Below are 25,464 nucleotides of genomic sequence, written 5' to 3' on the forward strand. Positions count from 1 at the left end.
GTCATGTCGCGCCAGTACTTCGGCACCGATGGCATCCGCGGCACCGTGGGCCAGGCGCCCATCACGGCCGACTTCGCGCTGCGCCTGGGCCATGCGGTGGGTCGCGTGCTGCGCGCCGGCCGCACCAAGGGTCCGCGCACCGTGCTGATCGGCAAGGACACCCGGATCTCGGGCTACATGCTGGAGTCGGCGCTGGAGGCTGGCTTTGCCTCGGCCGGCGTCGATGTGCTGCTGACCGGCCCTTTGCCCACGCCGGGCGTCGCCTACCTGACGCGGGCGCTGCGGCTGGACCTGGGTGTGGTGATCAGCGCCTCGCACAACCCCTACCAGGACAACGGCATCAAGTTCTTCTCGGCGCGCGGCCAGAAGCTGTCGGACGACTGGGAGCGCTCGGTCGAACTGGCACTGGAGGAAGCGCCGCAGTGGGTCGATTCCGCGCAACTGGGCAAGGCCCGGCGCCTGACCGATGCCGAGGGCCGCTACATCGAGTTCTGCAAGACCACGGTCAGCGGTGACCTGACGCTGCGCGGCCTGAAGCTGGTGGTCGATGCCGCGCATGGCGCCGCCTACCATGTGGCGCCGGCGGTCTTCCATGAGCTGGGGGCCGAGGTCACCAGCATCGGCGTGTCCCCCAACGGCACCAACATCAATGACCGCGTTGGTGCCACCGCGCCCCAGGCGCTGCAGGCCGAGGTGCAGGCCCGTGGCGCGGATTTCGGCATCGCGCTGGATGGCGACGCCGACCGCCTGCAACTGGTCGATGGACAGGGTCGCCTCTACAACGGCGACGAACTGCTGTACCTGATGGTGCTGGACCGACTGGCCCAGGGCGAGCCCGTGCCCGGCGTGGTGGGCACGCTGATGACCAACATGGGGGTCGAGCTGGCGCTGCGCCGCCGTGGCATCGAGCTGGTGCGTGCCAAGGTGGGCGACCGCTATGTGCTCGAGGAACTGGCGCAGCGCGGCTGGATCCTCGGCGGCGAAGGCTCGGGCCACCTGCTGGCCCTGGACCGCCACAGCACCGGCGACGGCATCGTCAGCGCGCTGCAGGTGCTGCAGGCGGTGCAGCGCAGCGGCCGGTTGCTGCCCGAGCTGTTGGCCGACGCGCCACTGTTCCCCCAGACCATGATCAATGTCCGCCTGGCCGAGGGGGCCGATTGGCGGTCCAACGCCCGCCTGGCTGCCGAAACCGAGGCGGTGAAGGCCGCGCTGGGTGACGCCGGCCGGGTGCTGATCCGTCCCTCGGGCACCGAACCAGTGCTGCGGGTGATGGTCGAGACGGCGGACGCTGCGCAGGCCCGCCAGGCCGCCGAGCGCCTGGCCGCCGCCGCCCAGGCCGGCTGACGCCGGTGGTCATGACAGCCGGGTGACAGTCCGGTGACCGGGATGGCGTGTGTGACAGCCGTGTCACGACGCTGTCACAGAGCCTTTCTACAGTGCGGGCATGCCGGGTGAACCGGCGCTTGTGTACCTCTGGAAAGGGCTTCCCATGCTGTCTACCCTTCGTGTCTCGCTGGCCAGTGTGCTGCTGTCGACGTCCGGCCTGGTGCTGGCGCAGGACATCACCGGCGCCGGCGCCTCCTTCCCGGCCCCGGTCTACGCCAAGTGGGCCGATGCCTACGCCAAGGCCGGCGGTGCCCGCGTGAACTACCAGTCGGTGGGTTCGGGCGCCGGCATCAAGCAGATCAAGGCCAAGACGGTCGACTTCGGCGCCTCGGACATGCCGCTGAAGGATGAAGAGCTGGCTGCCGACGGCCTGGTCCAGTTCCCCACGGTGATCGGCGGCGTGGTGCCGGTGATCAACGTCAAGGGCATCCAGCCGGGCCAGCTGAAGCTCAATGGCCAGGTGCTGGGCGACATCTACCTGGGCAAGATCACCCAGTGGAACGATGCGGCCATCGCCGCACTGAACCCGGGCGTGGCCCTGCCCGACCAGACGATCGCCGTGGTGCGTCGCGCCGATGGTTCGGGCACCAGCTTCATTTTCACCAACTACCTCTCCAAGGTGAACGCCGAGTGGAAGGCCAAGGTGGGTGAGGGCACCGCGGTCAACTGGCCCACCGGCGCCGGCGGCAAGGGCAACGAGGGCGTGTCGGCCTACGTGCAGCGCCTGCCGGGCGCGATCGGCTACGTCGAGTACGCCTACGCCAAGCAGAACAAGATGACCCATGTGCTCATGAAGAACAAGGACGGTCAGTACGTCGCCCCCGACGACCTGAACTTCAAGGCCGCGGCGGCCGGTGCCGACTGGTCCAAGACCTTCTACCAGATCCTCACCGAGCAGCCGGGCAAGGACAGCTGGCCGCTGACCGGCGCCACTTTCATCCTGATGCACAAGGCCCAGGCCAAGCCGGATCAGGGTGCTGCGGCGCTGAAGTTCTTCGACTGGGCCTACGGCAGCGGCGACAAGCTGGCCGTCGACCTGGAATACGTGCCGCTGCCCGACGCCGTGAAGGCGCTGGTGCGCAAGCAGTGGGCGACGGTGGCCGACACCGCCGGCAAGCCCGTCCTGGGCAAGTGATCGCCACTCTCCGGCGCGGCCGCACGGCGGCGCCGGAGCGAGGAGAATGCAGGTGAGTGCCACCCTTCCCGCCGATGCCGACAAGCTCGGCCAGCGCCCGATGACCCGCAGCACCCCCACTGGCGCCCCGCAGCCCCGCCGCGCACGCGCGCCGTGGGCTGATCGCCTGTTTGCCATCGCCGCCCATTCAGCCGCCTGGCTGACCCTGGGCCTGCTGGTGGCCATCCTGGGCTCGCTGGTGATCGGCGCGATGCCGGCGATCCGCGAGTACGGTCTGGGCTTCCTGTGGAGCAGCGACTGGGATCCGGCGGCCGAGCGTTTCGGCGGCCTGGTGATGATCTACGGCACGCTGATGACCTCGCTGATCGCGCTGGTCATCGCGGTGCCGGTCAGCTTCGGCATTGCGCTGTTCCTGACCGAGCTGTCGCCGCAGTGGCTCAAGCGCCCGCTGGGCACGGCGATCGAGCTGCTGGCGGCGGTGCCGTCCATCGTCTATGGCATGTGGGGCCTGATGGTCTTCGGGCCGCTGCTGGCCACCTATGTGCAGCAGCCGCTGCAGGCCGCCTTCAAGGGCGTGCCGGTGCTCGGCGCGCTGGTCTCGGGCCCGCCGGTGGGCATCGGCCTGTTGTCGGCCGGCATCATCCTGGCGATCATGGTGATTCCCTACATCGCCTCGGTGATGCGCGATGTGTTCGAGGTGACGCCGCCGATGCTCAAGGAGTCCGCCTATGGCCTGGGCTCGACCACCTGGGAGGTGGTCTGGAACATCGTGCTGCCCTACACCAAGGCCGGCGTGGTCGGCGGCATCATGCTGGGCCTGGGGCGCGCGCTGGGCGAGACCATGGCCGTGACCTTCGTGATCGGCAACATGAACCAGCTGAACTCGGTCTCGCTGTTCGAGGCCGCCAACAGCATCACCTCGGCCCTGGCCAACGAGTTCGCCGAGGCTGGCGAAGGCCTGCACCAGGCCTCGCTGATCTACCTGGGCCTGATCCTGTTCTTCATCACCTTCGTCGTGCTGGCGCTGTCCAAGCTGCTGCTGGCCCAGCTGCGCAAGGGTGAAGGGAGCCGCGCATGAGCCGCCTGACCTCACTCGACCCGGCGCGCCAGGCGCGCCACCGCCGCCGCGGCCGCACCAACACGGTGGCGCTGGCGCTGTCGCTGGCCGCCATGGCCTTCGGCGTGTTCTGGCTGATGTGGATCCTCTACGAGACGGTCCGCCTGGGCTGGGGCGGCCTGTCGCTGCAGGTCTTCACCGAGATGACGCCGCCGCCCCAGGAAGCCGTGGGCGGTCTGGCCAACGCCATCTACGGCTCGCTGCTGATGGTCACGCTGGCCACCTTGATCGGCACCCCGATCGGCGTGATGGCGGGCATCTACCTGGCCGAGTACGGCCAGCGCAGCTGGCTGGGCCGCACCACCCAGTTCATCAACGACATCCTGCTGTCGGCGCCGTCCATCGTCATCGGCCTGTTCATCTACGCCACCGTGGTGGCGCGGATGAAGACCTTCTCGGGCTGGGCCGGCGTGCTGGCGCTGGCGCTGATCGTCATCCCGGTGGTGATCCGTCAGACCGAGAACATGCTGAACCTGGTGCCGCATGCGATGCGCGAGGCCGCCTATGCGCTGGGCACGCCCAAGTGGAAGGTGATCAGCTCGATCACGCTCAAGAGCGTGCGGGCCGGTGTGCTGACCGGCGTGCTGCTGGCCATCGCCCGCATCTCGGGCGAGACCGCGCCGCTGCTGTTCACCGCGCTGTCCAACCAGTTCTGGACGCCCAGCCTGTCCGAACCCACGGCCAGCCTGCCGGTGACGATCTTCAAGTTCGCGATGAGTCCCTACGAGAACTGGCAACAGCTGGCCTGGGCCGGCGTGTTCCTGATCACGCTGGGCGTGCTGGCGCTGAACATCCTGGCGCGGGTCTTCCTGCGCAACAAGTACTGAACCTGGAGCCCATGTCCATGGACGCCAAAGTCAATCTGCCCGTGACCGAGAAGGCCAAGATCACGGTACGTGACCTGAACTTCTACTACGGCGCCTTCCACGCGCTCAAGCACATCAACCTCGACCTGCCCGAGAAGAAGGTGACCGCCTTCATCGGTCCGTCGGGCTGCGGCAAGTCGACGCTGCTGCGCACCTTCAACCGCATGTTCGAGCTCTACCCCGAGCAGCGCGCCACGGGCCAGATCCTGGTCGACGGCGAGGACGTGCTGGACAAGCGCCTGGATGTCTCGCTGATCCGCGCCAAGGTCGGCATGGTCTTCCAGAAGCCCACGCCCTTCCCGATGTCGATCTACGACAACATCGCCTTCGGCGTGCGCCTGTTCGAGAACCTCTCGCGCGTCGAGATGGACGAGCGGGTGGAGTGGGCGCTGAAGAAGGCCGCGCTGTGGACCGAGGTCAAGGACAAGCTGGGCCAGAGCGGCTCCGGCCTGTCGGGTGGTCAGCAGCAGCGCCTGTGCATCGCCCGCGGCATCGCGATCAAGCCCGAGGTGCTGCTGCTCGACGAGCCATGCTCGGCACTCGACCCGATCAGCACCGGCAAGGTCGAGGAGCTGATCCACGAGCTGCGTGACGACTACACCGTGGTCATCGTCACCCACAACATGCAGCAGGCCGCGCGCGTCTCCGACTACACCGCCTACATGTACCTGGGCGACCTGGTCGAGTTCGGACCCACCCGCGACCTGTTCATGAAGCCGACCAAGCGCGAGACCGAGGACTACATCACCGGCCGTTTCGGCTGAGCGTGCAGGAGACATTTCCATGAGCGACAAGCACCTGTCGACCCAGTTCGACGCCGAACTCAGCGGCGTCTCCACCCGTGTGCTGGAAATGGGCGGCCTGGTCGAGGCCCAGGTGGCCCAGGCCATCTACGCGCTGGTCCACTACAGCGCCGAGACCGCGACCCAGGTCCTGAAGATGGAGGAGCGGGTGAACCAGCTGGAGGTCGAGATCGACGCCGACCTCTCGGCCATCATCGCCCGCCGCCAGCCCACCGCCCGTGACCTGCGCCTGCTGATCGCGATCAGCAAGACCATCGGCAACCTCGAGCGCGTGGGTGACGAGGCCGCGCGCATTGCCCGCACCGTGCAGCGCCTGATCAACACCGGCGTCTTCAGCCGCATGAAGCTGCCGGTCAGCGATGTGTCCTTCGAGTCGGAGCTGGCCGTGGCCTCGCTGCGCAAGGCCCTCGACGCCTTCGCCCGTCTGGACACGGTGCAGGCGCTGGAGGTCATCAAGCAGGACAACCAGATCGACCAGGAGTTCGACGGCCTGATGCGCAAGCTGATCACCTACATGATGGAAGATCCGCGCACCATCTCGGCCAGCATCGACCTGGTGTTCGTCGCCAAGGCGATCGAGCGCGTGGGCGACCACGCCAAGAACCTGGCCGAGCAGATCATCTACATCGTCAAGGGCACGGACGTGCGGCACAACCCGGTCGAGACCGTGGCCTCGGTCGCCCTGCAGCGCAACTGAGGATGGCCATGACCACGATCCTGGTCGTCGAGGACGAGATCGCGATTGCCGAGCTGATCGCGCTGAACCTGCGCCATGCCGGCTTCGAGGTCACGCTGGCCGAGACCGCCGAGCAGGCCCAGGCCGCGGTCGATGCCGTGCTGCCCGACCTGGTGCTGCTCGACTGGATGCTGCCGGGCCAGTCCGGCGTAGCACTGGCGCGCCGCTGGCGCGCCGACGAGCGCACCCGCGGCCTGCCGATCATCATGCTGACCGCGCGCGCCGAGGAAACCGACAAGGTGGCCGGCCTGGATGCCGGCGCCGACGACTACCTGACCAAGCCCTTCTCCACGCAGGAGCTGCTGGCGCGCATCCGCGCGCTGCTGCGCCGCCGCCTGCCCGAGGCGCTGGACACCGCGGTGGAACTGGCCGGGCTGACGCTGGACCCGGCCACCCACCGCGTCAGCCGTGCCGGCGTCGAGCTCAAGCTGGGTCCCACCGAGTTCCGCCTGCTGCACTTCTTCATGACCCACCCCGAGCGTGTGCACAGCCGCGCCCAGCTGCTGGACCGGGTCTGGGGCGACCACGTCTTCATCGAGGAACGCACGGTCGATGTGCACGTCAAGCGCCTGCGCGAGGCGCTGCAGCCGGCGCAATGCGCGCAGATGATCGAGACGGTGCGCGGCGCCGGCTACCGCATGACGCGGCAGGTCGCCCTGCCGTCGGCCTGAGGGGGTTGCGGCGCGCATGTTCTGGTTGCTGCCACGCACCGCGCTGGCGCTGCTGTTCGCGGCGCTGGGCGCCGGACTGGGAGGCTGGCTGGGCGAGGCCTGGGGACATGGCCGGCTGGGTGCGATGCTGGGCGCCGGGGCGGCGGCCGCGCTGGTGGCGCTGGTCGACGGCCTGCGCGGCGACCGCCTGCTGACCTGGCTCAGCAGTGAGATGCACGACGGCGCACCGCCCCTGGTGGGCTTCTGGGGCGAGGCCGGTGTGCGCGTCGAGCGGGCGCTGCGCCTGCGCGAGCGGGCGCTGTCGGCCGAGCGCGAGCAGCTCGCCCAGATGCTGGAGGCCATCGACGCGTCGCCCAACGGCGTGCTGCTGCTGGATGCGGCCGACCAGATCGAGTGGATGAACCAGATGGCTGCCGCCCACCTGGGGCTGGACCCGCTGCGCGACCAGCGCCAGCATGTCACCCACCTGGTGCGCGCGCCGGCTTTCGTGGCGCATCTGCAGGCGCGCCAGTTCGAGCAGCCGGTGCAGATTCCCGGTGCGCAGGGCAAGGGCCTGCTGGCGGTGCTGGTGCGGCCCTATGGCCAGGGCAAGCGCCTGCTGCTGACGCAGGACATCACCGAGCGCGAGCGGGTGGATGCCACCAAGCGCGATTTCGTCGCCAATGTCTCGCATGAGATCCGCACGCCGCTGACGGTGCTGGCCGGCTTCGTCGAGACCATGGCCACGCTGCCGCTGACCGAGGTCGAGCGCCAGCGCGTGCTGAGCCTGATGGGCCAGCAGGCCAAGCGCATGCAGGCGCTGGTGGGCGACCTGCTGACGCTGGCGCGCCTGGAGGGCAGCGCCCGGCCGCCCGCTGACCAGTGGTGCCCGGTGGCCCGTCTGACCCAGGTGGTGGAGCAGGAAGTGCGGGCCCTGTCGGCGGGGCGCCACGAGCTGATCGTCGACACCGGCGCCCTGGAGGCACTGGCCGGGCAGGAATCCGAGTTGTCCAGCGCGCTGGGCAACCTGGCCTTCAATGCGGTGCGCTACACCCCCGAGGGGGGCCGCATCCAGATCATCGCGCGTCGCGGTGACGACGGCTCGGGCGAGCTCAGCGTGGTTGACACCGGGCCCGGCATCGCCCCCGAGCACCTGCCGCGGCTGGCCGAGCGCTTCTACCGCGTGGACGGTAGCCGCTCGCGCGACACCGGCGGCACCGGCCTGGGGCTGGCCATCGTCAAGCATGTGGCGCAGCGCCACGGCGGCGAGCTGCTGATCGAGAGCGCGGTGGGCCAGGGCTCGCGCTTCACCTTGCGCCTGCCGCCCTCGCGGGTGCGCGCCGCGGCCGTGACCCCGGCCTGAGGATCAGCGCTCGCGGCGCAGGACCCAGGTCTGTTCCTGGCGGTCGGTAGGGCGCCGCAGTGTGGCCACCAGGCGCCAGCCGTCGATCGCCGGGGCGACGCCGGGCCGACGCCCCTGCAGCACCATGGCATCGCACGGGCCATCGGTGCGCGCATCCACCCGGTAGCGGCCAAACACCTCCAGCGCCGCCACCTGGGTGCGCGGCAGGCCGGGCGCCAGCAGGCATTGGCCGGCCGGCACGATCTCGGTGATCTGCTGAACCAGCGGCCGCAGGCTGCGTGCGTAGTCCAGCGCCGGCAGCCACAGCGTCATCGACAGCAGCCAGGCCAGCGCCACGCCACTGGCCGGCAGCACCAGGCTCTTCCACAGCGGATCGCGGTGGCGGGCGGTGCGCCAGCGCACCAGCCACAGCCAGGCCAGCGTGCCCAGCACCGCCGCCAGCAGCGCCAGCCATGAGAACTGCGGCACGAAGCCCGGCGCCAGGCGCTGGATGTTGGCCAGCGGTTTGGCCGGCACGCCCCAGTGCATCGAGGCATAGACCACCCAACCCACGATGGCCGCGCCGGTGAAGAAGAACACCGAGAACCAATCGATCGCCGCGCTGGCGCCGCGGTCCAGCGTCGGCAGCGCGAAGGCCGCCAGCACCGCCACGCCAGGCAGCGCCAGCAACAGCACGCGGTCGTTGCCGTCCATGGCTGCCATCGCCAGCAGCGCCACCAGCGCGCAGCCCAGCGGCACCGCGATGTGGCGTGACTGCAGGTGCCCTCGCCAGCGCCACAGCGTCCACAGCGCCAGCGGCCAGGCCGGCCACAGGAACCAGCCGGGCAGACGCACCAGGGCCCACAGGTCGGCCAGGCTGTCCGGGCGCACGATGCGCCAGTGCCAGGTGTGCAGCAGCAAGGCCAGCGCGGCCGAGGCCGCGGCGCCCATCGCCAGCCAGGGCAGCAGGGCGCGCACGCCCTCGAAGCGGCTGCGCGCGCTGGTGACCAGCGCCACCAGGCCCATCAGCGTGGCGATGGCCGGAGCGCCGCTGGAGGCCAGCGCCACCAGCGCCAGTGGCGCCAGCAGCCGGCCCAGCAGTGGCCGCGTGGTGGCCACGGCCAGCGCGAACAGCAGCAGCGCCACCTCGCTGAGCTGGGCCAGCTCGGGCGTGGTCTCGTGGCCCAGCTGCAGCAGGCCCAGGCAGGCAATCAGCGCCAGCAGCGCGCCATCGGCCAGCGCCCGGGCGTAGTCGCGCGGCTCGGCCTCGCCACCGAAGGCGAAGGCCACCGGCTGCGCGGCCTCGGTGCGGGCCAGGTAATAGGTGGCGTACCAGACCAGGGCCAGCGTGGCCGCCAGCAGCAGTGCAAAGGGCAGCCGTGCCGCCAGCGCAGGCCCCAGCCAGCCGCCCAGGGCCTGGATGGCCAGCGCGCCCAGCCAGTGCGGCAGCAGCGCGGCGTCGGCCATGCCGCCCACCGGGGTCGGCGCCAGCCAGGACAGCCGGCCTTCGGCCATGCCCAGCATGATGCTGAAAGCGGACAGATCGGCGTTGCGCCAGGGGTCGCGGCCGAACACGCCGGGCAGCACATAGGCCGCGCACAGCAGCAGCAGCGGCACGCGCGGCAGGCGCTGTGCGGCGCGCTGCGTGACGAGGGCAGGGGTGGGCGTGCTCACGGAGGCGATGATGCACCAGGCATGAAAAAAGGCAGCCGAGGCTGCCTTCTTCGCTGCACGCGTGCGGGCAAGAAGGGGATTACTTCTTGATGCCGACGCGGGCGAACTTGTTGCGGAACTTCTCGACGCGGCCACCCAGCGTGTCCACGCTCTTTTGCTGGCCGGTGTAGAAGGGATGCGACTCGCTGGTGGTTTCCAGCTTGAACAGCGGCACTTCGCGGCCGTCGTCGAGCTTGATGGTTTCCTTGGTCGGGGCGCAGGAACGCGTCACGAACTTGAAACCGTTGGACAGATCCACGAAGCAGACGTCGCGGTAATTCGGGTGAATGCCTTCTTTCATGGCGCTTCTCTCATCGCTGGTGAGCCGGGAGCCACGCCTGGCCCCATGCCAGTCGTACCTTCGTACATTCGCACTTTCCGACAGCGGAAAAACGCGGAGTATACCCGATATGCTCTGGGCTGACATCCAACCACCCACCGCCCACCGGAGGATCCTGATGCCAACGACCCTTTCCACGCGCCTGTGCGCGGTGGCGGCCGCCCTGTTGCTGTCCATGGCGGGCACGGCCGCGCGCGCCGAAGCCGATGGCGCGATCATCACCGATCGGCCCGACATCTCCGAGTCGAGCGAGGTGGTCGGCGCCGGCCGCTTCCAGCTCGAGACCAGCGTCGAATGGGCCCGCGACGGCCGAGGTGCCGCGGCGGTGCGTGAACGCAGCTTTCCGACGCTGCTGCGCATCGGTCTGAGCCCGACCTGGGAGCTGCGCATCGAGACCGAACTAAGGGTGCGCGAGCGCACGGCGCTGGGCGGCCGCTCGGGCACGCCCGACACCGCGGTCGGCCTGAAGTGGCATGTCCAGGATGGTGATGACGATGACTTTGTGCCCAGCGTCGCGGCGCTGCTGCACTTCGACCTGCCCAGCGGCTCCTCGGGTTTCAAGGGCAGCGGCGTGCGGCCCTCGCTGCGCGTGGTGGGCGAGTGGGAACTGCCCGGCGGCTGGTCGGTCGGCGCGATGCCCGGCATTGGCAGCCTCAGCGACGCCAACGGCCAGCGCTACACCGCGGGTTCGCTGGCGGTGACCGTGGGCAAGGAATTCAGTGCCGAGTGGCGCGGCTATGTGGAATGGTCGCTCGACCAGTGGGCCTCACGCCGCCACGGCGGCACGATCCACAGTGCCGACGCCGGCGTGGCCTGGCTGGTGAACCCCGACCTGCAGTTCGATGCCTCGGTCGCACGGGGCATCAGCGGCGCCGCCACCGATTGGCGCTGGGGCCTGGGTGTGTCGGTGCGCTACTGACCCACCACCCTGAAACGACACGACCGCGCCAGGGCGCGGTCGTGCGGGTGATGCGAGGCGCGGGCTTCAGCCGCCGCGGCGCATCATGTCGAAGAAGTCGAGGTTGTTCTTCGACGCCTTCATCTTGTCGAGGACGAACTCCATCGCCTCGATCTCGTCCATGTTGTAGAGCAGTTTGCGCAGGATCCAGGTCTTCTGCATGATCTCGGGCTTGAGCAGCAGCTCCTCGCGGCGGGTGCCCGACTTGTTGATCAGGATCGAGGGGTAGACGCGCTTCTCGGCCATGCGGCGGTCCAGGTGGATCTCGCAGTTGCCGGTGCCCTTGAACTCCTCGTAGATGACCTCGTCCATCTTCGAGCCGGTGTCGATCAGCGCGGTGCCGATGATGGTCAGCGAGCCGCCTTCCTCCACGTTGCGCGCCGCGCCGAAGAAGCGCTTGGGGCGCTGCAGCGCGTTGGCGTCGACACCGCCGGTCAGCACCTTGCCGGAGCTGGGCAGCACGTTGTTGTAGGCGCGGGCCAGACGGGTGATGCTGTCGAGCAGGATCACCACGTCCTTCTTCATCTCGACCAGGCGCTTGGCGCGCTCGATCACCATTTCGGCCACCTGCACGTGGCGGGCGGCGGGCTCGTCGAAGGTGGAGCTGATCACCTCGCCGCGCACGGTGCGCACCATTTCGGTCACTTCTTCCGGGCGCTCGTCGACGAGCAGCACGATCAGGTGGATCTCGGGATGGTTCGCCACCAGCGCGTGGGCGATGTTCTTCATCATGATCGTCTTGCCGGTCTTCGGCTGCGCGACCAGCAGCGCACGCTGGCCTTTGCCGATCGGGGCGATCAGATCGATGATGCGTCCGGTGATGTTCTCCTCGCCCTTGAAGGCGTCGCGCTCGAGCTTGAACGGCTCTTTCGGGAAGAGCGGCGTCAGGTTCTCGAACATGATCTTGTGCTTGCTCTGCTCGGGCGTCAGGCCGTTCACACGGTCGACCTTCACCAGGGCAAAGTAGCGCTCGCCGTCCTTGGGCACCCGCACCTCACCCTCGACCATGTCGCCGGTGTGCAGGTTGAAGCGGCGGATCTGGCTGGGGCTCAGGTAGATGTCGTCGGTCGACGCCATGTAGCTGGTGTCGATCGAGCGCAGGAAGCCGAAGCCGTCGGGCAGCACTTCGAGGACGCCGTCGCCGAAGACCTGTTCGCCGGCCTTGGCGCGCTTTTTCATGATCGCGAACATCAGCTCCTGCTTGCGCAGGCGGGAGACGTTGTCGATCTCGAGCGCCTCGCCCATCTCGATCAGGGCCGAGACGTGGAGGGCTTTCAGTTCGGAAAGATGCATGGATACACCCTGGGGTGGTCGCCAGCGAAGCACCGCATGAGCCGGGGCTGGCCGATCGCCATCGAGGTGGGGATCACGGGGATCCCGGCCGCGTGGCGCGTGATGAAACCGGGTAGGGGAGGGGGGGCCGGGACACGTGTTCCGCAAGCGGTCAGGCTGGGCCTGGGCTTGGGGTGGCGGCCGTCCGGCGCCTGACGGGGCTCCGGGGTGGCTGCTCGGGCGCTTGGCGCGATGCAGCCGTTCCCGGCGCGTCAGGGCAGGAGTATAGGCGAGATCAGAGGTTGCCGTCGAGGAACTGGGCCAGCTGCGCCTTGCTCAGCGCACCGACCTTGGTGGCCGCCAGCTGACCACCCTTGAACAGCATCAGCGTCGGGATGCCGCGGATGCCGAACTTGGCGGGGATGTCGCGGTTCTCGTCGACGTTCATCTTGGCGATCTGCAGGCGCTCGCCGTATTCCTTGGCGGTTTCGTCCAGGATCGGGGCGATCATCTTGCAGGGGCCGCACCATTCGGCCCAGTAGTCGACCAGGACCGGCTTGTCGGATTGCAGGACATCGGCCTCGAACGAGGCGTCGGAGATGTGCTTGATCAGTTCGCTGCTCATGGGGTGTCCTTCGGGGAGCCGCCATCTGGGGCGACCGGGCACAATGATTCTGACACAAAGGTCTTGTCCCCGATGCCCGTGCCGATGACCGCTGCGCCCCCCGAGACGACCCCCCTGGACGAGCACACCTGGGCGCGTCTGGCCGACCAGGTGGGCGACTGGGCGCAGGCCAGAGGGGTGGTTCTGCGCGATGCGATCTGGCTGCTGCCCTTCACCGCGCTGCTGCCGCAGGCCCGGCGGGCCTTCGCGCGGCGCGGCGGCTGGGCGCCGCGGATCGAGACCGTGGCCACGCTGGCCCCGCAACTGGGCCCGCGCGCCCCGGCGGCGGCTGAGGCCATGGCCGGCGATACCGTCACCCGCCGGCTGCAGGTGGCGGCGCAGTTGCGCGGCGTCGACCAGGGCGGCTGGGCCCGGCGCGACCCGGCGGGCTTCGCCTGGGCGGTGGCCGCGGTGGTCGACACCGCCGACGAATGGCAGCAGGCGCTCGCCGCCCAGCCGCCATCAGGCCGCGCCGCATGGGTCGCGACGGCGCAAGCCCGGCTGGCTGGCGGCACCGGCCCGGGCGATCAGGAGCGCTCGCTGGCCGGCTATGCGCTGGCCTGGGCCGCGCGGTCGATCGCGGTGCAGCCGCCCGCCAGCGACGCCTTGTACGAGGCCCGCCCCAGTGCCTGGATCGGCCTGCGCGCCGGCGGCACGGTGCCGCTGGTGCAGGCGGTGCTGGACGAGGCCGCCGCGCGCGGTGTGCCGGTGCTCTGGCTGGACCAGGATCCGCCGCCCGAGCGGCTCTTCGAGGCCGCCGCCACGCTGCCGCCGCCGCAGGAACATCTGGCCGATGACGCCGAGGGCGAGGCCCGCGCTGCCGCTGTCGAGGTGCTGGACGCGCTGCGCCGCCATGAGCAGGGCGCCGTCGCGCTGATCGCCCAGGACCGCGAGGCCGTGCGCCGCGTGCGGGCCCTGCTCGAGCGGGCGGCGGTCGAGGTGGTCGACGACACCGGCTGGCGGGTGGCCACCACGCGCGCCGGGGCGCGGGCGATGGCGCTGCTGCGCGCCGCCCGGGCCCTCTCACGGCCCTCGGCCGGTGCCGAGGACCTGTGGCTGGCCTGGCTGAAGGACGACCCGGCCTTCGCGTCACAGGCCGAGGAGTTGCGCGTGCTCGAGGCCCTGTGGCGCGGCCGCCGGCTGAGCCCGGCGCGGCGCGACCAGGCCCAGGCCTTCTGGGAACGCGCCCAGTCCCGCCTGGCGCCGCTGCGCGAGCCGGCGCGGCGCCCGCTGGCCGAGTGGCTGTCGGCCCTGGCCGCGCTGTGGCTGGACGATCCCGCCTCGGCCGCCGCCTGGCGCGACGACCCGGCCGGGCGGGCGGTGCTGGCGGCGTGGCGCCTGGAAGCGCCCTGGAACCAGGGCGCGGGCTGGCCGGCGCTGGCGGCCGCCACCCGCTTCACGCTGGACGAGTTGATCAGCTGGGCCGACGAGGCGCTCAGCGAGGCCAGTGTCGTGCCCGACCATCCGCCGCAGGCGCGGGTGGTCATCACACCGCTGGCGCGGGCCATGCTGCGTCCTTTCGTGGCCGCGGTGCTGCCGGGTGCCGACGAGCAGCGCCTGGGCGGCCACGAGCCGGGCGTCGACCTGATCGGGCCGGCGCTGCGCCGCGCGCTGGGCCTGCCCGGTGTGGCCGAGGCGGCCGAGCGCGAGGCCCTGGCCTTCATCCAGGCGCTGCGCCTGCCGAACCTGTGCCTGGTGCGCCGCCGGGCCGAAGGCAGCGAACCGCTCGGCCCCAGTCCGTTGCTGCAGCGCCTGGTGCTGGCGCGCGGCGGCCAGGCGCTGCCGGTCTCCACGCTGGCGCCGCCGTGCCGCGCCTGGGCGGTGCAGCCCGTGGCCGAGCCGGCGGTGATGGCCAGCGGCGCGCGCTGGCCCGACTCGCTCAGCGCCAGCGCGGTGGACGCTTGGCGCGACTGTCCCTACCGCTTCTTCGCCCAGCGCCTGCTGGGCCTGGCCAGCGACGACGAACTGGACCGCCTGGCCGAGAAGCGCGACTACGGCGACTGGCTGCACGCGGTGCTGCTGCGCTTCCACGAACAACGCGCGGCCGGCGCCCGCCTGGACGATGACCGCGCGCTGCTGCGGCGCTGCGCCCAGGAGGTGGCGCCCGACGGCCGCCTGGCCGAAGGCGAGATGCTGCCCTACCTGGCCAGCTTCGACCGCCTGTGCGAGCCCTACCTGGCCTGGCTGCAGGCGCGCGACCAGGCCGGCTGGCGCTGGACCGCCGGCGAGATCGACCGCCAGCGTCCCGCACCCGCGCTGGGCGCGATGGGCCTGCATGGCCGCCTGGACCGCCTCGACAGCGGCCCCGGCGGTGCGGTGCAGGTGATCGACTACAAGACCGGCCGCGCCGACGAGCTCAAGCGCCGCGCCAAGGGCCTGGAGGACACCCAGCTGGCCTTCTACGCCGCGCTGGCCGTCGCCGATGGCGCCACGGTGGGTGCGGCCTACCTGGCGCTCGATGAGCGTGACGGGCCGCGCTGGATCGAGCACGCCGACGTGCTGGCCGACGCCGAGCGCCTGCTGGGCGAACTGGCCGCCGAATTCGACCGCGCCCGCGCTGGCGAGCCGCTGCGGGCGCTCGGCCGCGGCCAGGCCTGCGAGTACTGCGACATGCGCGGCCTGTGCCGCCGCGACCACTGGGCGGCGCCTCCCGACACCGCGGCCGAGGCCGTCACCGACTCGGGAGGCGACGAATGAACGGCGCCGCCTACGCCGCCGACGGTCAGCCGGTCGACCGCGCCGCCTTCTACGCGATCGCCTGCGACCCGTCGCGCAGTGTCGTTGTCGAGGCCTGCGCCGGTGCCGGCAAGACCTGGATGCTGGTCTCGCGCATCCTGCGCGCGCTGCTGGACGGGGCCCAGCCGCAGCAGATCCTGGCGATCACCTTCACCCGCAAGGCCGCCGGCGAGATGCGCGAGCGCCTGGACGACTGGCTGGCCGAGTTCTCGGACGTGCGCGCCAGCCACGACCAGCGCGTGCAGGCGCTGCGCGAGCGCGGCCTGGACGCCGCCCAGGCCGAGGCGATGGCGCCCGCACTGGGCGCGCTGCAGCAGCGCGTGCTGGCGCAGGGCCGGGCCGTGCAGGTGCGCACCTTCCACAGCTGGTTCTCGCAGCTGCTGCGCATGGCGCCGCTGGCGGCGCTGCAGTCGCTGGGTCTGCAGCCCGGCATGGCGCTGATCGAGAACACCGACGAACTGCGGCCCGAGCTGACCCGCCGCTTCCTGCGCCGCGTGGCCCAGACGCCCGAACTGGACCGCGCCTACCGCGGCCTGGTGGGCCGCCACGGCCGCAGCGTGGTGCAGCGCTGGCTGGACAGCGTGCTGGAGCGGCGCATCGAGATCGAGCGCGCGGATGTCCACGGCGCGCTGGCGGACTCGATCCCGCCGGTGGCCGAGGTGTTCCCGGACTGCTGCGATCTCGCGCACCCCACCGAGCTGCTGCGCGCCCCCGGCTGGGTGGCGGTGGCCACGGCGCTGCGCGACCGGCTGCGCCCGGACGCCCGCAAGACCGTGGTGCCGGTGGTCGAGGGCCTGAGCCGCGCCCTGGCGCACCTGCAGGAGGGGGCCGCCGAGCTGGCCTATGAGGCCGCGTGCGAGGCGTTGCTCAGCAAGTCCACCGGCCAGGCCCGGGGCAATGTCGCCGGCAAGCCGCCGGAGATCCCGCAACTGGCCGAGGAGCTGTTGGCCATCGCGCTGCGTCTGCGCCAGCACGAGGCGCACCACGACCACGCCGCACTGGTCCCGCTGGCACGTGCGCTGCTGCAGGAATTCGCGGCGCTCAAGCGTGCCCGGGGCCTGGTCGACATGCCCGACCTCGAGAACCTCGCGCTGCACCTGCTGCGCGACGCCGAGCAGGCCGGCTGGATCCAGGAGCGGCTCGATGCCCAACTGCGCCACCTGCTGATTGACGAGTTCCAGGACACCAGTCCGCTGCAGTGGCACGCCTTGCGGCCCTGGCTGGCCGCTTACGCCGGCGCAGGCGGGGGCGCCAGCGGCCAGCAGCCCTTGTCGGTCTTCATCGTCGGCGACCCGAAGCAGAGCATCTACCGCTTCCGCCGCGCCGAGCCGCGCGTGTTCGAGGCCGCGGCACGCTTTGTCGCTGATGCCCTGGGCGGCCGGCGCCTGTCCTGTGACCACACGCGGCGCAACGCCACGGCGGTGATCGACACGCTGAACCAGGTCTTCGCGGCCGCCGCCGACTACGACGGTTTCCGCCCGCACACCACCGAGGTCGCGCAGGCGGGCGAAGGTGTCTGGCGCCTGCCGCTGACCGAGCGCCCGCCGCGCGCCGCAAAACCGGTCGAGCCGGCCGACGCCCCCTGGCGCGACAGCCTGACCCAGCCCCGTCACGAGGAGCGCGAACACCTGGGCGCGCAGGAGGCCCGCTGGGTGGCCCGGGCGATCGCCGAGCTGGTAGCCCAGGGTCGCCGGCCGCGCGACATCCAGGTGCTGGCGCGCAAGCGCAGCGTGTTGGCGCGCCTGTCGGATGCGCTGCGCGTGCTGCATGTGCCGCATGTCCAGCCGGCCGAGCTGTCGCTGCTGGACGAGCCCGAGGCGCGCGACCTGGTGGCGCTGCTGGATGTGCTGGCCTCGCCCGGCCACGACCTGTCGCTGGCCCAGGCGCTGCGCAGCCCCGTCTTCGACGCCAGCGACCCGGACCTGATCGCCCTGGCCGCCGAGGCCCGCGGCGACGCCTGGTGGCCGGCGCTGCAGCGCCTGGCGGCCCGTGGTGAGGCGCCCCCTTCGCTGGCGCGCGCCGCGCCGCTGCTGGCGCGCTGGGCCGATCTGGCCCGCCAGTTGCCGCCGCATGACCTGCTCGACCGCATCGTCGACGAGGGTGAGTTGATGGGCCGCATGCTGCGCGCGGTGCCGCCCGAGCGCCGCGGTCCGGCGCGGGCGGTGATCGAGGGCCTGGTCGCCGCAGCCCTGTCGCTGGATGGTGGCCGCTACGCCACGCCCTATGGCTTCGTGCGTGCGCTGCGGCGGCAGTCGCCCACGGTGCCGGCACTGGCCCAGGCCGATGCGGTGCAGTTGCTGACCGTGCACGGCGCCAAGGGTCTGGAGGCCGAGGTGGTGTTCCTGCTCGACACCGACCCCCAGGCCCGCCGCCCCGATCCCGGCGCGCTGCTGGTCGACTGGCCGGTGGACCAGGACCACCCGGCGCGGGTGGCCTTCGTCGCCTCCGCGGCCAGGCGCGCGCCGTCGCTGGATGCGCTGCAGGCCGACGAGGACACCCAGCAGGCCCGCGAGGAGCTCAACAGCCTGTACGTGGCGCTCACCCGCGCCCGCACGCGCCTGGTGCTGAGTGCCGTGGTGCCGCACCACGCCGGTCCTGCACCGTCGTGGTGGGCCCGGCTGCACGACCTGGCGGCGCCCTGGACGCCCAGCCCGGCGGCGCCGCCGCCGGTCGGCGAGCAGGCCGTGGTGCACACCGACGACTGGGCGGCGCTGCGCCCGCCGGCCGCGGCCGGCAGCGGCATCGCGGCGGACTGGGTGGCCCCGGTGCGCCAGGACGACCGCCTGACCCGCCTGGGCCAGGCCTTCCACCGCCTGATGCAATGGGCTTGCGGGCCGCGCGGACCGGCCCTCGGGTCGCTGGACGAGTGGCTGGAGACTGCTGCGCGTGCTGCCGGCGCCGAGTTCGACCTGGCGCCGGTGGACATCGCCGTGCCGCAGGCCGCCGCGCGCGCCGTGCTGGCGGGGCCGCACTTCCGCCCCTGGTGGCGCGACCCGGCGATCCTCTGGGCCGGTGACGAGGTGCCGGTGGACGACGGCGCGGCCGCGCTGCGCATCGACCGCCTGGTGCAGCGCCGCGACCCCGACGGCGAGCCCAGCTGGTGGGTGATCGACTACAAGCTGGACCATGCGCCGCACACCCAGCCGGCCTACCGAGAACAGCTGGCGGCCTACGTGGCCGCGGTCCGGCGGCTGCAGCCGGGCGAGCGGGTCCGCGCGCTGCTGGTGGGCGGGGACGGCCGGGTGCATCCGCTCGACGCCAGCGAATAGCCGGGTTTGGCGCCGCTACTTCCGGACTACGGGTCGGCGGTGCGCGCGGTTCAATCGGAGCCAAGCTGCCCGCCGTGTCCGCTGCCATGAGTGCTCCCGCCCGTTCCGACGACGCCCCGAAAGCCCCCACCGCCCCGGTGCGGCGCTTCGGGCGCTACCAGCTGCTGCGCCTGCTGGGCAAGAGCGAGCGCACCATGGCCTGGCATGCCGCCGATGAGCGCCAGGGCACCGAATGGATGCTGGTGATGCCGCGCCAGCAGCCGCAAGGCGAGGCCGCCGCGGCCTGGATGCAGAGCGTGCGCCGCGCGGCGCGGCTGAACCATCCGAACCTGGCCACGCCGGTCGAGATCGCCGAGCATGAGCGCTGGCCCTACGTGGCCTATGAGCGCCATGGCCAGGTCACCTGGGCCGAGCGCTTCTCGCGCCAGGGCATTCCGGCCGAGGAGATGGCCCCCTGGGCCTCGCAGGCTGCCCTGGGCCTGGCCTATGCCCACGAGGCGGGCGTGGCCCACCATGATGTGCAGCCGTGGCTGCTCAGCGTGGACGACGGCGGCCGCGTGCAGGTGCTGGGCCTGGAGGTGCCGCAACGCAGCGGTGGCGCCGCGGTGGTGGGGGCGATGGAAGAGCTCCGCCAGGTGCGCGACGCCGCCGTGGGCGATGTGCTCGCGCTGGGCATCGTGATGCACCATGGACTGGCCGGCCAGCCAGCGCTGGACCAGACCGATGTGGCCCGCGTGGTGGCGATGATGCCGCCGCTGGGCAATGACTTCGTGCGCCTGCCGTGGAACGTGCCGCGGCCGATACCGGATGCGCTGCGGGCCATCGTCAACCGCGCCACCGACCGCCAGCCGCGCCAGCGCTACCGCAATGCGCGCACGCTGCAGCGGGCGCTGGACGGCTGGATCAAGGCCAATGCCGAACTGGAGGGCGGGCCGCTGGCCCTGCTGCTCGACCGCATCCGCGCCGCCGGCGTGCTGCCGGCCATGCCCGGGGGCGCCGACCGCGTGGCGCACCTGGCGCTGATGGAGCGCGGCCGCACCAGCGAGCTGGCCGAGGTGGTGCTGGGCGACATGGCGCTGGCCTTCGAGCTGCTGCGCCTGGTCAATGGCGCCACCGTGCAGGGCCACGCCGTGTCCAGCGACGGCCCGGTGCTGATGCTGCGTCGGGCGATCGCGATGCTGGGCCTGGAGGGCGTGCGCCGCGCGGCGCTGTCGCTGCGGCCCTGGCCCGGTCCGATGGACGAGGCGGCGGCCACCGAGATGGCGGCGCTGATGCGGCGCGTGCAGCGCGCCGGCGGCGTGGCCACGCGGCTGGCGCCGGCTGGCTATGACGGCGAGGTGATCTCGCTGATCGCCCAGATGCAGAACCTGGGCCGGCTGGTGGTGCAGTACCACTTCCCGGACGAGGCCGCCCAGATCCGCCGCCTGATGCAGCCCGGCGAATCGGCGGACGGCAAGGCCGGCGCCGAGCCCGGCATGAGCGCCGAGGCGGCCTCCTATGCGGTGCTGGGCATCGACCTCGAGGCGCTGGGCCTGGCCGTGGCCCAGCACTGGGGCCTGGACGACTCGGTGCAGCAGATGATCCGCCGCATTCCGCCCGGCGCGCCGGTGCACCACCCCGACATCGACGCCGACATCCTGCGCGTCACCGCCAGCTGCGCCAACGACCTGCTGGACGCCAGTGCGCTGGCGCCCAAGCTGGTGGGCCCCGCGCTGGCGGTGGTGGTGCGCCGCTATGCGCGGGCACTGGGCCTGACCCAGCCCGAGATGCTGGGCGCGCTGCAGGCCCTGCCCAGCACGGTGGACACAGGCCCGGCGATGGCCGGAGTCGCCGACGCATCGGCCGCCACCCGTGCCTTTGCGCAGGCCAGCGCCTCCGCCGGTGCGTCGCGGGCCGCGGCGGCGTGAAACCCTCGGTCGGCGAGCGCATCGGTCGCTTCGAGTTGCGCGGCGAACTCGGCCGCGGCGCCCAGGCCAGCGTCTGGCGGGCGCTGGACACCACGCTGCAGCGTGAGGTGGCGCTGAAGATCTTTCATCCGCAGGCCGAGTCCGAACTGGCCGCCGAGTGGCGTGAAGAGGCCCGTCTGGCGGCCGGCCTGCACCACGCCGGCATCGTCGCCGTGCACGACCTGCTGACGATCGACGACCAGGCCGTGCTGGTCAGCGAGTGCGTTCCCGGCGGCACGCTGGCCGCGCGCCTGCGCGAGGGCCCGCTGGCGCCGCGGTCGGCGGTGGAGCTGATGCTGGGCGTGCTGGACGCGCTGGCCCATGCCCACGCCCAGGGCGTGGTGCATCGCGACCTGAAGGCCTCCAACGTGCTGCTGGACGCTGACGGTGTGCCCAAGGTGGCCGACTTCGGCATCGCGGCGCGCATCACCGACAGCCATGACGGCCGCATCGTCGGCTCGCCGGGCACGATCTCGCCCGAGGCGGCGGCCGGCGCCGCCCCCGCCGCATCGATGGATGTGTTCGCCGCCGGCATGCTGCTGGGCGAGATGCTGATCGGCGCCCCACTGCGCCGCAGCGAGGGGCCGACCCAGGCGATTGCCCAGGCGCGTCATGTGGACGTGGTCTGGCCGCCGGTGGACAACGAGGTCGACGACCACCTGCGCGGCATCGTGCTGCGCGCCACCGCCCGCGACCCTGCGCGCCGCTGGCCCGATGCCGCGGCGATGCGCGACGCGCTGAACGCCTGGCTGCATCCGGCCGCGGTGCAGGGCCCGGGTGCGCATCCGACGCTGGACTTTCTGCTGCGGCGCATGCGCCTGGCAGGCGACTTCCCGGCGCTGTCCGACGCGGTGCTGCGCATCCAGGCGATCACCGCCTCCGATTCCGAGAGCGTGCACACGCTGGCCGCTGAGATCCTGCGCGACGTGGCGCTGACCCAGCGCCTGCTGCGTGTCGTCAACAGCGCGCGCTTTCACCATGCCAACCAGGGCGAGGTCAGCACAGTCTCGCGCGCGGTGGCGCTGGTGGGCTTCGGCGGCATCCGGGCGATGGCGCTGTCGCTGCTGCTGCTCGAGCACATGGGCAACCAGGCCCAGGCCGGCCGCATGAAGGGCCTGTTCCTGGAAACCCTGCTGACCGCGGCACTGGTGGATCAGCTGACGCCTCCCAGCCGCGAGCGCGAGGAGGCCTTCCTGGCCGGCATGTTCAGCCAGCTGGGCCGCCTGCTGCTGGCCTACTACCTGCCGCAGGAGGCGCAGCTGCTGCAGGGGCGCGACGGTCCGGTGGATGAGCGCGCCCAGGTCGACGTGCTGGGGGTGTCCTGCGCCAGCCTGGGCCAGGGCGTGGCCGCCTCCTGGGGCCTGCCCCAGGCGCTGTGCCAGGCGATGTCGGTGCCGCACGGCGAGCCGCCGCGCCACCGCGTGACGGCGCCCACCGAGGCCATGCGCTGGCGCGTGCGCGCGGCCCATGAGCTGGTGCAGCGCCTGCTGGACGAACGCGGCGAAGGCGCCGACCCCCAGCCCGCCTGGGCCGAGCACTTCGGCCTGCCGCTGGGCCAGTCGCAGGAGGCGATGCTGCAGGCGGTGTCGGCCGCGCGGGCGATGCTGGCCGACCTGGCCAGCTCGCTGGGGCTCGACAGCGGGCCACGGGTGCGCGCCAGCCGGCTGCTGGCGCCGCCCACCGCGCCGGCCGAGGAATTCACCGCCACCGTGGCCGAAGCCCCGGTCAGCGCTGCGGTGCAGCAGCTGCTGGCCGCCGGCATTGCCGACGTCACCGCCACCCTGGCCAGCGAATCGGGCAGCGTGGGCCAGGTGCTGCGGATGATTGCCGAGACGCTGTGGCGCGCCCTGTCACTGGACCAGGTGGTGCTGGCCTTGCGCGACCCCAAGGGCGAGCAGTTGTGCGGCCGGGTGTGGATGGGCGAGGGCGCGCCCGAGCTGGCGGCGGCGCTGAAGATCGATCTAGGCGAGGGTCCGACCCCGGACCTGTTCCAGCTGGCCTGTCGCAAGGGCCTGGACACCCTGATCGACGACGCCCGGGCCGACTCGCTGCGCCCGCGCCTGCCCATGGTGCTGCGCGAGGCGCCGCCGCGCAGCTTCGTGCTGCTGCCGATGATGCTCAAGGGGCGCTGCTTCGGTCTGCTGTACGGCGCCTGCCAGCGCCGCACGCTGCGGCTGTCGGAGGCTGAACTGAGCCTGGTGCGCAGCCTGCGCAACCAGGCGGTGCTGGCGGTGCGCACGGCAGCGTAAGCTGTCGCCCCGATGACCGCGACCGATCCCCTGGCGTTGGCGCCACCGCCGCGCCTGCGCGACCTGCCTGATTTCCGACGCCTGCTGGCGGCCCGCGCCGCCGCGACCACCGCCAACCAGATGCTGATGGTGGCGCTGGGCTGGCAGATGTACGAGCTCACCCGCAGCGCCTGGCAACTCGGCCTGGTGGGTCTTGTGCAGTTCGTGCCGGCGCTGCTGCTGACGCTGCCGGCCGGTCACCTGGTGGACCACCACGACCGCCGGCACACGCTGCTGGCCAGCCTGGGCCTGCAGGCCGTGGTGGCGGCGTGCCTGGCGGCTGGCAGCGCCGGCGGCTGGCTGGGGCCGGCCGGCATCTTCGCGGTCTCGGCGCTGCTGGGTGCCGCGCGGGCCTTGCAGATGCCGTCGCAGCAGGCCTTGCTGCCCTCGCTGGTGCCCGGCGAGGCCCTGCCGCGCGCGGTGGCGGCCGGTGGCGCCGTGCTGCAGGCCTCGATTGTGGGCGGGCCGGCGTTGGGCGGCCTGGTCTACGCCGCAGGCCAGAGCGCTGGCGCGGCCTGGGTGTATGGCCTGGCGCTGCTGCTGCTGGTGCTGGCCGGGGGCGCGGTGCTGCGGCTCACGCCGCAGGGTCGACCGGCGCGCGTGGGTGCCGAGGCCGGGGCGCTCACCGCCGGCCTGCGCTTCATCGTGGCGCACCCGGTGCTGCTGGGGGCGATGGGGCTGGACCTGCTGGCCGTGCTGCTGGGCGGTGCCACTGCGCTGCTGCCGGTCTTTGCGCGCGACATCCTGGGCACCGGGCCTGAGGGCCTGGGTCTGCTGCGCGCCGCGCCGGCCCTGGGGGCACTGGCCTGCGGCCTGTGGCTGGCCCGGCACCCGTTGCAGCGCCGCGCCGGCCAGCGCCTGTTGCAGTCGGTGGCGGTCTATGGCCTGGCCACGCTGGCCTTTGCGCTGGCCGGCAGCCTGCCACTGGCGATGCTGGCGCTGGCGGTGGCCGGTGCCGCCGACATGGTCAGCGTGGTGATCCGCCAGAGCCTGGTGCAGATGGAGACGCCCGACGCGATGCGCGGCCGCGTGGCAGCGGTGAACTCCGTGTTCATCGGCGCCAGCAACCAACTGGGCGAGTTCGAATCGGGGGCCACCGCGGCCTGGCTGGGACCGGTGGGCTCGGTGTTGCTGGGCGGCGCCGGCACGCTGCTGGCGGTAGCGGTGTGGCCGCGGCTGTTTCCGGCGCTGTGGCGGCGCGACCGCCTGTGAGCCCTGGCGGGGCGAGGGCTCAGGCCGGATGCAGCGCGCCGAACTGGCGCTTGCGGTCGGCGGTGTAGTCCCACCAGGGGCGCGGTGCGGCGCCGTTCATGAAATCGACGATGGCGAGGAAGGTGTCCAGCACGCAGGGGTCCTGCCGCTTGCCGCTGTGGCGCTCCAGCGCGCGGTACAGCGCATAGGCATCGCGACCCGCCAGCTGCGACGGGTGCCGGATGCCCAGCGAACGCAGGTCGGCGGCCATCGCCGGGCCGACATTGGGCAGGCGCTCCAGCGTGTCGCACTCGGCGGCACTGGCGGCCTTGGGGGATTTGATCGTGCCCATCGGTACAGCCTGCCGGGCCATCAGATCAGCATGTGCTGCCGCACCAGGCCCACGGCGATGCCCTCGATCGAGAAGTCTTCGCGCTCGGGGCCGACGACGATGGGCTCGAAATCGGGGTTCTCGGGCAGCAACTCCACGCCCTGGCGGCCCCGGTGGAAGCGCTTGACGGTGACTTCGTTGTCGAGCCGGGCGACGACGATCTGGCCATTGCGCACCTCGCGCGTCTGCTTGACCGCCAGCAGGTCGCCGTCGACGATGCCGGCATCGCGCATGCTCATGCCCTTGACCTTCAGCAGGTAGTCGGGCTTCTGCGGGAACAGCGAGGCCTCGAGCACATAGGTCTGGTCCACGTGTTCCTGGGCCAGGATGGGATGACCGGCGGCGACGCGGCCAACCAGTGGCAATGTCAGCTGGGCCAGGCTGGGCAGCGGCAACATGAACTGCTTGCCGCGGGCCTCGTTCAGCGCGCGCAGCGTGGCAGACTGCAGCCGGATGCCGCGCGAGGTGCCGCCGACCAGCTCGATCACGCCCTTGCGGGCCAGGGCCTGCAGGTGCTCTTCAGCGGCGTTGGGCGACTTGAAGCCCAGTTCGGCAGCGATCTCGGCCCGCGTGGGCGGGGCGCCAGTGCGCTCGATGGTGCTTTGCACCAGGTCGAGCACCTGCTGCTGCCGGGCGGTGAGCTTGGGACTTTCAAGCATGG

At 71.8% G+C, this 25,464-nt stretch carries 20 protein-coding genes; 14 read left to right on the top strand and 6 right to left on the bottom strand.

What is annotated here, in order from left to right:
* Nucleotides 1-3: 3 nt before the first annotated feature.
* The 8 genes from glmM to phoR all read left to right on the top strand — a co-directional run bounded on the left by glmM (nucleotide 4) and on the right by phoR (nucleotide 8,056).
* The gene (glmM, locus tag KAK03_RS20685) at nucleotides 4-1,344 is read left to right on the top strand and encodes a phosphoglucosamine mutase (RefSeq protein ID WP_210856598.1); all 1,341 of its coding nucleotides are present in this window, start codon (nucleotides 4-6) and stop codon (nucleotides 1,342-1,344) included.
* 145 nt (nucleotides 1,345-1,489) lie between these two features.
* The gene (gene pstS, locus KAK03_RS20690; RefSeq protein ID WP_210856599.1) at nucleotides 1,490-2,521 is read left to right on the top strand and encodes a phosphate ABC transporter substrate-binding protein PstS; all 1,032 of its coding nucleotides are present in this window, start codon (nucleotides 1,490-1,492) and stop codon (nucleotides 2,519-2,521) included.
* A 100-nt stretch (nucleotides 2,522-2,621) separates the two neighbouring features.
* Nucleotides 2,622-3,599 carry a phosphate ABC transporter permease subunit PstC gene (gene pstC, locus KAK03_RS20695; protein WP_210856652.1) on the top strand — a complete coding sequence of 326 codons (978 nt, stop codon included), beginning with the start codon at nucleotides 2,622-2,624 and terminating at the stop codon, nucleotides 3,597-3,599.
* A complete protein-coding gene (pstA, locus tag KAK03_RS20700) occupies nucleotides 3,596-4,465 on the top strand; it encodes a phosphate ABC transporter permease PstA (protein ID WP_210856600.1) in 870 nt (289 codons plus the stop codon). Before pstC ends, pstA begins: the two co-directional genes overlap by 4 nt.
* A 17-nt stretch (nucleotides 4,466-4,482) precedes the next feature.
* On the top strand, nucleotides 4,483-5,268 hold the full coding sequence (gene pstB / locus KAK03_RS20705; protein WP_210856601.1) for a phosphate ABC transporter ATP-binding protein PstB: 786 nt from the start codon (nucleotides 4,483-4,485) through the stop codon (nucleotides 5,266-5,268).
* 19 nt (nucleotides 5,269-5,287) lie between these two features.
* Complete coding sequence (gene phoU / locus KAK03_RS20710) at nucleotides 5,288-6,004, top strand: phosphate signaling complex protein PhoU (RefSeq protein WP_210856602.1); 717 nt, start codon at nucleotides 5,288-5,290, stop codon at nucleotides 6,002-6,004.
* Between the two features lie 8 nt (nucleotides 6,005-6,012).
* Nucleotides 6,013-6,714, top strand: a complete 702-nt coding sequence (phoB, locus tag KAK03_RS20715; protein ID WP_210856603.1) for a phosphate regulon transcriptional regulator PhoB — start codon at nucleotides 6,013-6,015, stop codon at nucleotides 6,712-6,714.
* 16 nt (nucleotides 6,715-6,730) lie between these two features.
* The gene (phoR, locus tag KAK03_RS20720) at nucleotides 6,731-8,056 is read left to right on the top strand and encodes a phosphate regulon sensor histidine kinase PhoR (RefSeq protein WP_210856604.1); all 1,326 of its coding nucleotides are present in this window, start codon (nucleotides 6,731-6,733) and stop codon (nucleotides 8,054-8,056) included.
* 3 nt (nucleotides 8,057-8,059) lie between these two features.
* Here the strand turns inward: phoR and KAK03_RS20725 are convergent, their stop codons facing one another.
* Both KAK03_RS20725 and KAK03_RS20730 read right to left on the bottom strand, forming a co-directional pair.
* A complete protein-coding gene (locus KAK03_RS20725) occupies nucleotides 8,060-9,709 on the bottom strand; it encodes a hypothetical protein (protein ID WP_210856605.1) in 1,650 nt (549 codons plus the stop codon).
* A gap of 79 nt (nucleotides 9,710-9,788) precedes the next feature.
* Nucleotides 9,789-10,049 carry a type B 50S ribosomal protein L31 gene (locus KAK03_RS20730; RefSeq protein WP_210856606.1) on the bottom strand — a complete coding sequence of 87 codons (261 nt, stop codon included), beginning with the start codon at nucleotides 10,047-10,049 and terminating at the stop codon, nucleotides 9,789-9,791.
* 157 nt (nucleotides 10,050-10,206) lie between these two features.
* On the opposite strand from KAK03_RS20730, the gene KAK03_RS20735 reads away from it, so the two are divergent.
* On the top strand, nucleotides 10,207-11,007 hold the full coding sequence (locus KAK03_RS20735) for a transporter (protein ID WP_210856607.1): 801 nt from the start codon (nucleotides 10,207-10,209) through the stop codon (nucleotides 11,005-11,007).
* Nucleotides 11,008-11,073: 66 nt separating this feature from the next.
* Here the strand turns inward: KAK03_RS20735 and rho are convergent, their stop codons facing one another.
* The gene (gene rho, locus KAK03_RS20740) at nucleotides 11,074-12,339 is read right to left on the bottom strand and encodes a transcription termination factor Rho (RefSeq protein ID WP_210856608.1); all 1,266 of its coding nucleotides are present in this window, start codon (nucleotides 12,337-12,339) and stop codon (nucleotides 11,074-11,076) included.
* 274 nt (nucleotides 12,340-12,613) lie between these two features.
* Nucleotides 12,614-12,943, bottom strand: a complete 330-nt coding sequence (gene trxA, locus KAK03_RS20745) for a thioredoxin TrxA (protein ID WP_210804071.1) — start codon at nucleotides 12,941-12,943, stop codon at nucleotides 12,614-12,616.
* Nucleotides 12,944-13,027: 84 nt separating this feature from the next.
* Here trxA and KAK03_RS20750 point away from each other — a divergent pair, with 84 nt between their 5' ends.
* The 5 genes from KAK03_RS20750 (at nucleotide 13,028) to KAK03_RS20770 (ending at nucleotide 24,433) form a co-directional block, all read left to right on the top strand.
* A complete protein-coding gene (locus tag KAK03_RS20750) occupies nucleotides 13,028-15,679 on the top strand; it encodes a PD-(D/E)XK nuclease family protein (protein WP_210856609.1) in 2,652 nt (883 codons plus the stop codon).
* Nucleotides 15,676-18,987: a UvrD-helicase domain-containing protein gene (locus KAK03_RS20755; RefSeq protein WP_210856610.1), complete on the top strand. Its 3,312-nt coding sequence runs from the start codon at nucleotides 15,676-15,678 to the stop codon at nucleotides 18,985-18,987. Before KAK03_RS20750 ends, KAK03_RS20755 begins: the two co-directional genes overlap by 4 nt.
* Nucleotides 18,988-19,073: 86 nt before the next feature.
* Nucleotides 19,074-20,894, top strand: coding sequence for a serine/threonine protein kinase (locus KAK03_RS20760; protein WP_210856611.1), 1,821 nt, complete (start codon nucleotides 19,074-19,076; stop codon nucleotides 20,892-20,894).
* On the top strand, nucleotides 20,891-23,182 hold the full coding sequence (locus KAK03_RS20765) for a protein kinase domain-containing protein (protein WP_210856612.1): 2,292 nt from the start codon (nucleotides 20,891-20,893) through the stop codon (nucleotides 23,180-23,182). The genes KAK03_RS20760 and KAK03_RS20765 overlap by 4 nt, the downstream gene beginning before the upstream one ends.
* Before the next feature lie 12 nt (nucleotides 23,183-23,194).
* Nucleotides 23,195-24,433 (top strand): MFS transporter, encoded by a 1,239-nt coding sequence (locus KAK03_RS20770; RefSeq protein ID WP_210856613.1) that lies wholly within the window; start codon nucleotides 23,195-23,197, stop codon nucleotides 24,431-24,433.
* A 19-nt stretch (nucleotides 24,434-24,452) separates the two neighbouring features.
* Here the strand turns inward: KAK03_RS20770 and KAK03_RS20775 are convergent, their stop codons facing one another.
* The gene (locus KAK03_RS20775) at nucleotides 24,453-24,764 is read right to left on the bottom strand and encodes a helix-hairpin-helix domain-containing protein (RefSeq protein ID WP_210856614.1); all 312 of its coding nucleotides are present in this window, start codon (nucleotides 24,762-24,764) and stop codon (nucleotides 24,453-24,455) included.
* Nucleotides 24,765-24,784: 20 nt separating this feature from the next.
* Entirely contained in the window at nucleotides 24,785-25,462 is a 678-nt protein-coding gene (gene lexA / locus KAK03_RS20780) for a transcriptional repressor LexA (protein ID WP_210856615.1), read from the bottom strand.
* Between the last annotated feature and the right edge of the window lie 2 nt (nucleotides 25,463-25,464).

The sequence above is a fragment of the Ideonella alba genome, from assembly GCF_018069845.1.
GTDB classification, from domain to species: Bacteria; Pseudomonadota; Gammaproteobacteria; order Burkholderiales; family Burkholderiaceae_C; genus Ideonella; species Ideonella alba.

What these genes read in the sequence shown, in the direction of transcription:
- KAK03_RS20750 (WP_210856609.1), top strand. Translation starts at nt 13,028, where the DNA reads ATGACCGCTGCGCCCCCCGAGACGACCCCCCTGGACGAGCACACCTGG.
- KAK03_RS20730 (WP_210856606.1), bottom strand. Translation starts at nt 10,049, where the DNA reads ATGAAAGAAGGCATTCACCCGAATTACCGCGACGTCTGCTTCGTGGAT.
- KAK03_RS20760 (WP_210856611.1), top strand. Translation starts at nt 19,074, where the DNA reads ATGAGTGCTCCCGCCCGTTCCGACGACGCCCCGAAAGCCCCCACCGCC.
- phoB (WP_210856603.1), top strand. Translation starts at nt 6,013, where the DNA reads ATGACCACGATCCTGGTCGTCGAGGACGAGATCGCGATTGCCGAGCTG.
- phoU (WP_210856602.1), top strand. Translation starts at nt 5,288, where the DNA reads ATGAGCGACAAGCACCTGTCGACCCAGTTCGACGCCGAACTCAGCGGC.
- phoR (WP_210856604.1), top strand. Translation starts at nt 6,731, where the DNA reads ATGTTCTGGTTGCTGCCACGCACCGCGCTGGCGCTGCTGTTCGCGGCG.
- pstC (WP_210856652.1), top strand. Translation starts at nt 2,622, where the DNA reads ATGACCCGCAGCACCCCCACTGGCGCCCCGCAGCCCCGCCGCGCACGC.
- lexA (WP_210856615.1), bottom strand. Translation starts at nt 25,462, where the DNA reads ATGCTTGAAAGTCCCAAGCTCACCGCCCGGCAGCAGCAGGTGCTCGAC.
- trxA (WP_210804071.1), bottom strand. Translation starts at nt 12,943, where the DNA reads ATGAGCAGCGAACTGATCAAGCACATCTCCGACGCCTCGTTCGAGGCC.
- KAK03_RS20775 (WP_210856614.1), bottom strand. Translation starts at nt 24,764, where the DNA reads ATGGGCACGATCAAATCCCCCAAGGCCGCCAGTGCCGCCGAGTGCGAC.
- glmM (WP_210856598.1), top strand. Translation starts at nt 4, where the DNA reads ATGTCGCGCCAGTACTTCGGCACCGATGGCATCCGCGGCACCGTGGGC.
- KAK03_RS20755 (WP_210856610.1), top strand. Translation starts at nt 15,676, where the DNA reads ATGAACGGCGCCGCCTACGCCGCCGACGGTCAGCCGGTCGACCGCGCC.
- pstS (WP_210856599.1), top strand. Translation starts at nt 1,490, where the DNA reads ATGCTGTCTACCCTTCGTGTCTCGCTGGCCAGTGTGCTGCTGTCGACG.
- pstB (WP_210856601.1), top strand. Translation starts at nt 4,483, where the DNA reads ATGGACGCCAAAGTCAATCTGCCCGTGACCGAGAAGGCCAAGATCACG.
- pstA (WP_210856600.1), top strand. Translation starts at nt 3,596, where the DNA reads ATGAGCCGCCTGACCTCACTCGACCCGGCGCGCCAGGCGCGCCACCGC.
- KAK03_RS20770 (WP_210856613.1), top strand. Translation starts at nt 23,195, where the DNA reads ATGACCGCGACCGATCCCCTGGCGTTGGCGCCACCGCCGCGCCTGCGC.
- rho (WP_210856608.1), bottom strand. Translation starts at nt 12,339, where the DNA reads ATGCATCTTTCCGAACTGAAAGCCCTCCACGTCTCGGCCCTGATCGAG.
- KAK03_RS20735 (WP_210856607.1), top strand. Translation starts at nt 10,207, where the DNA reads ATGCCAACGACCCTTTCCACGCGCCTGTGCGCGGTGGCGGCCGCCCTG.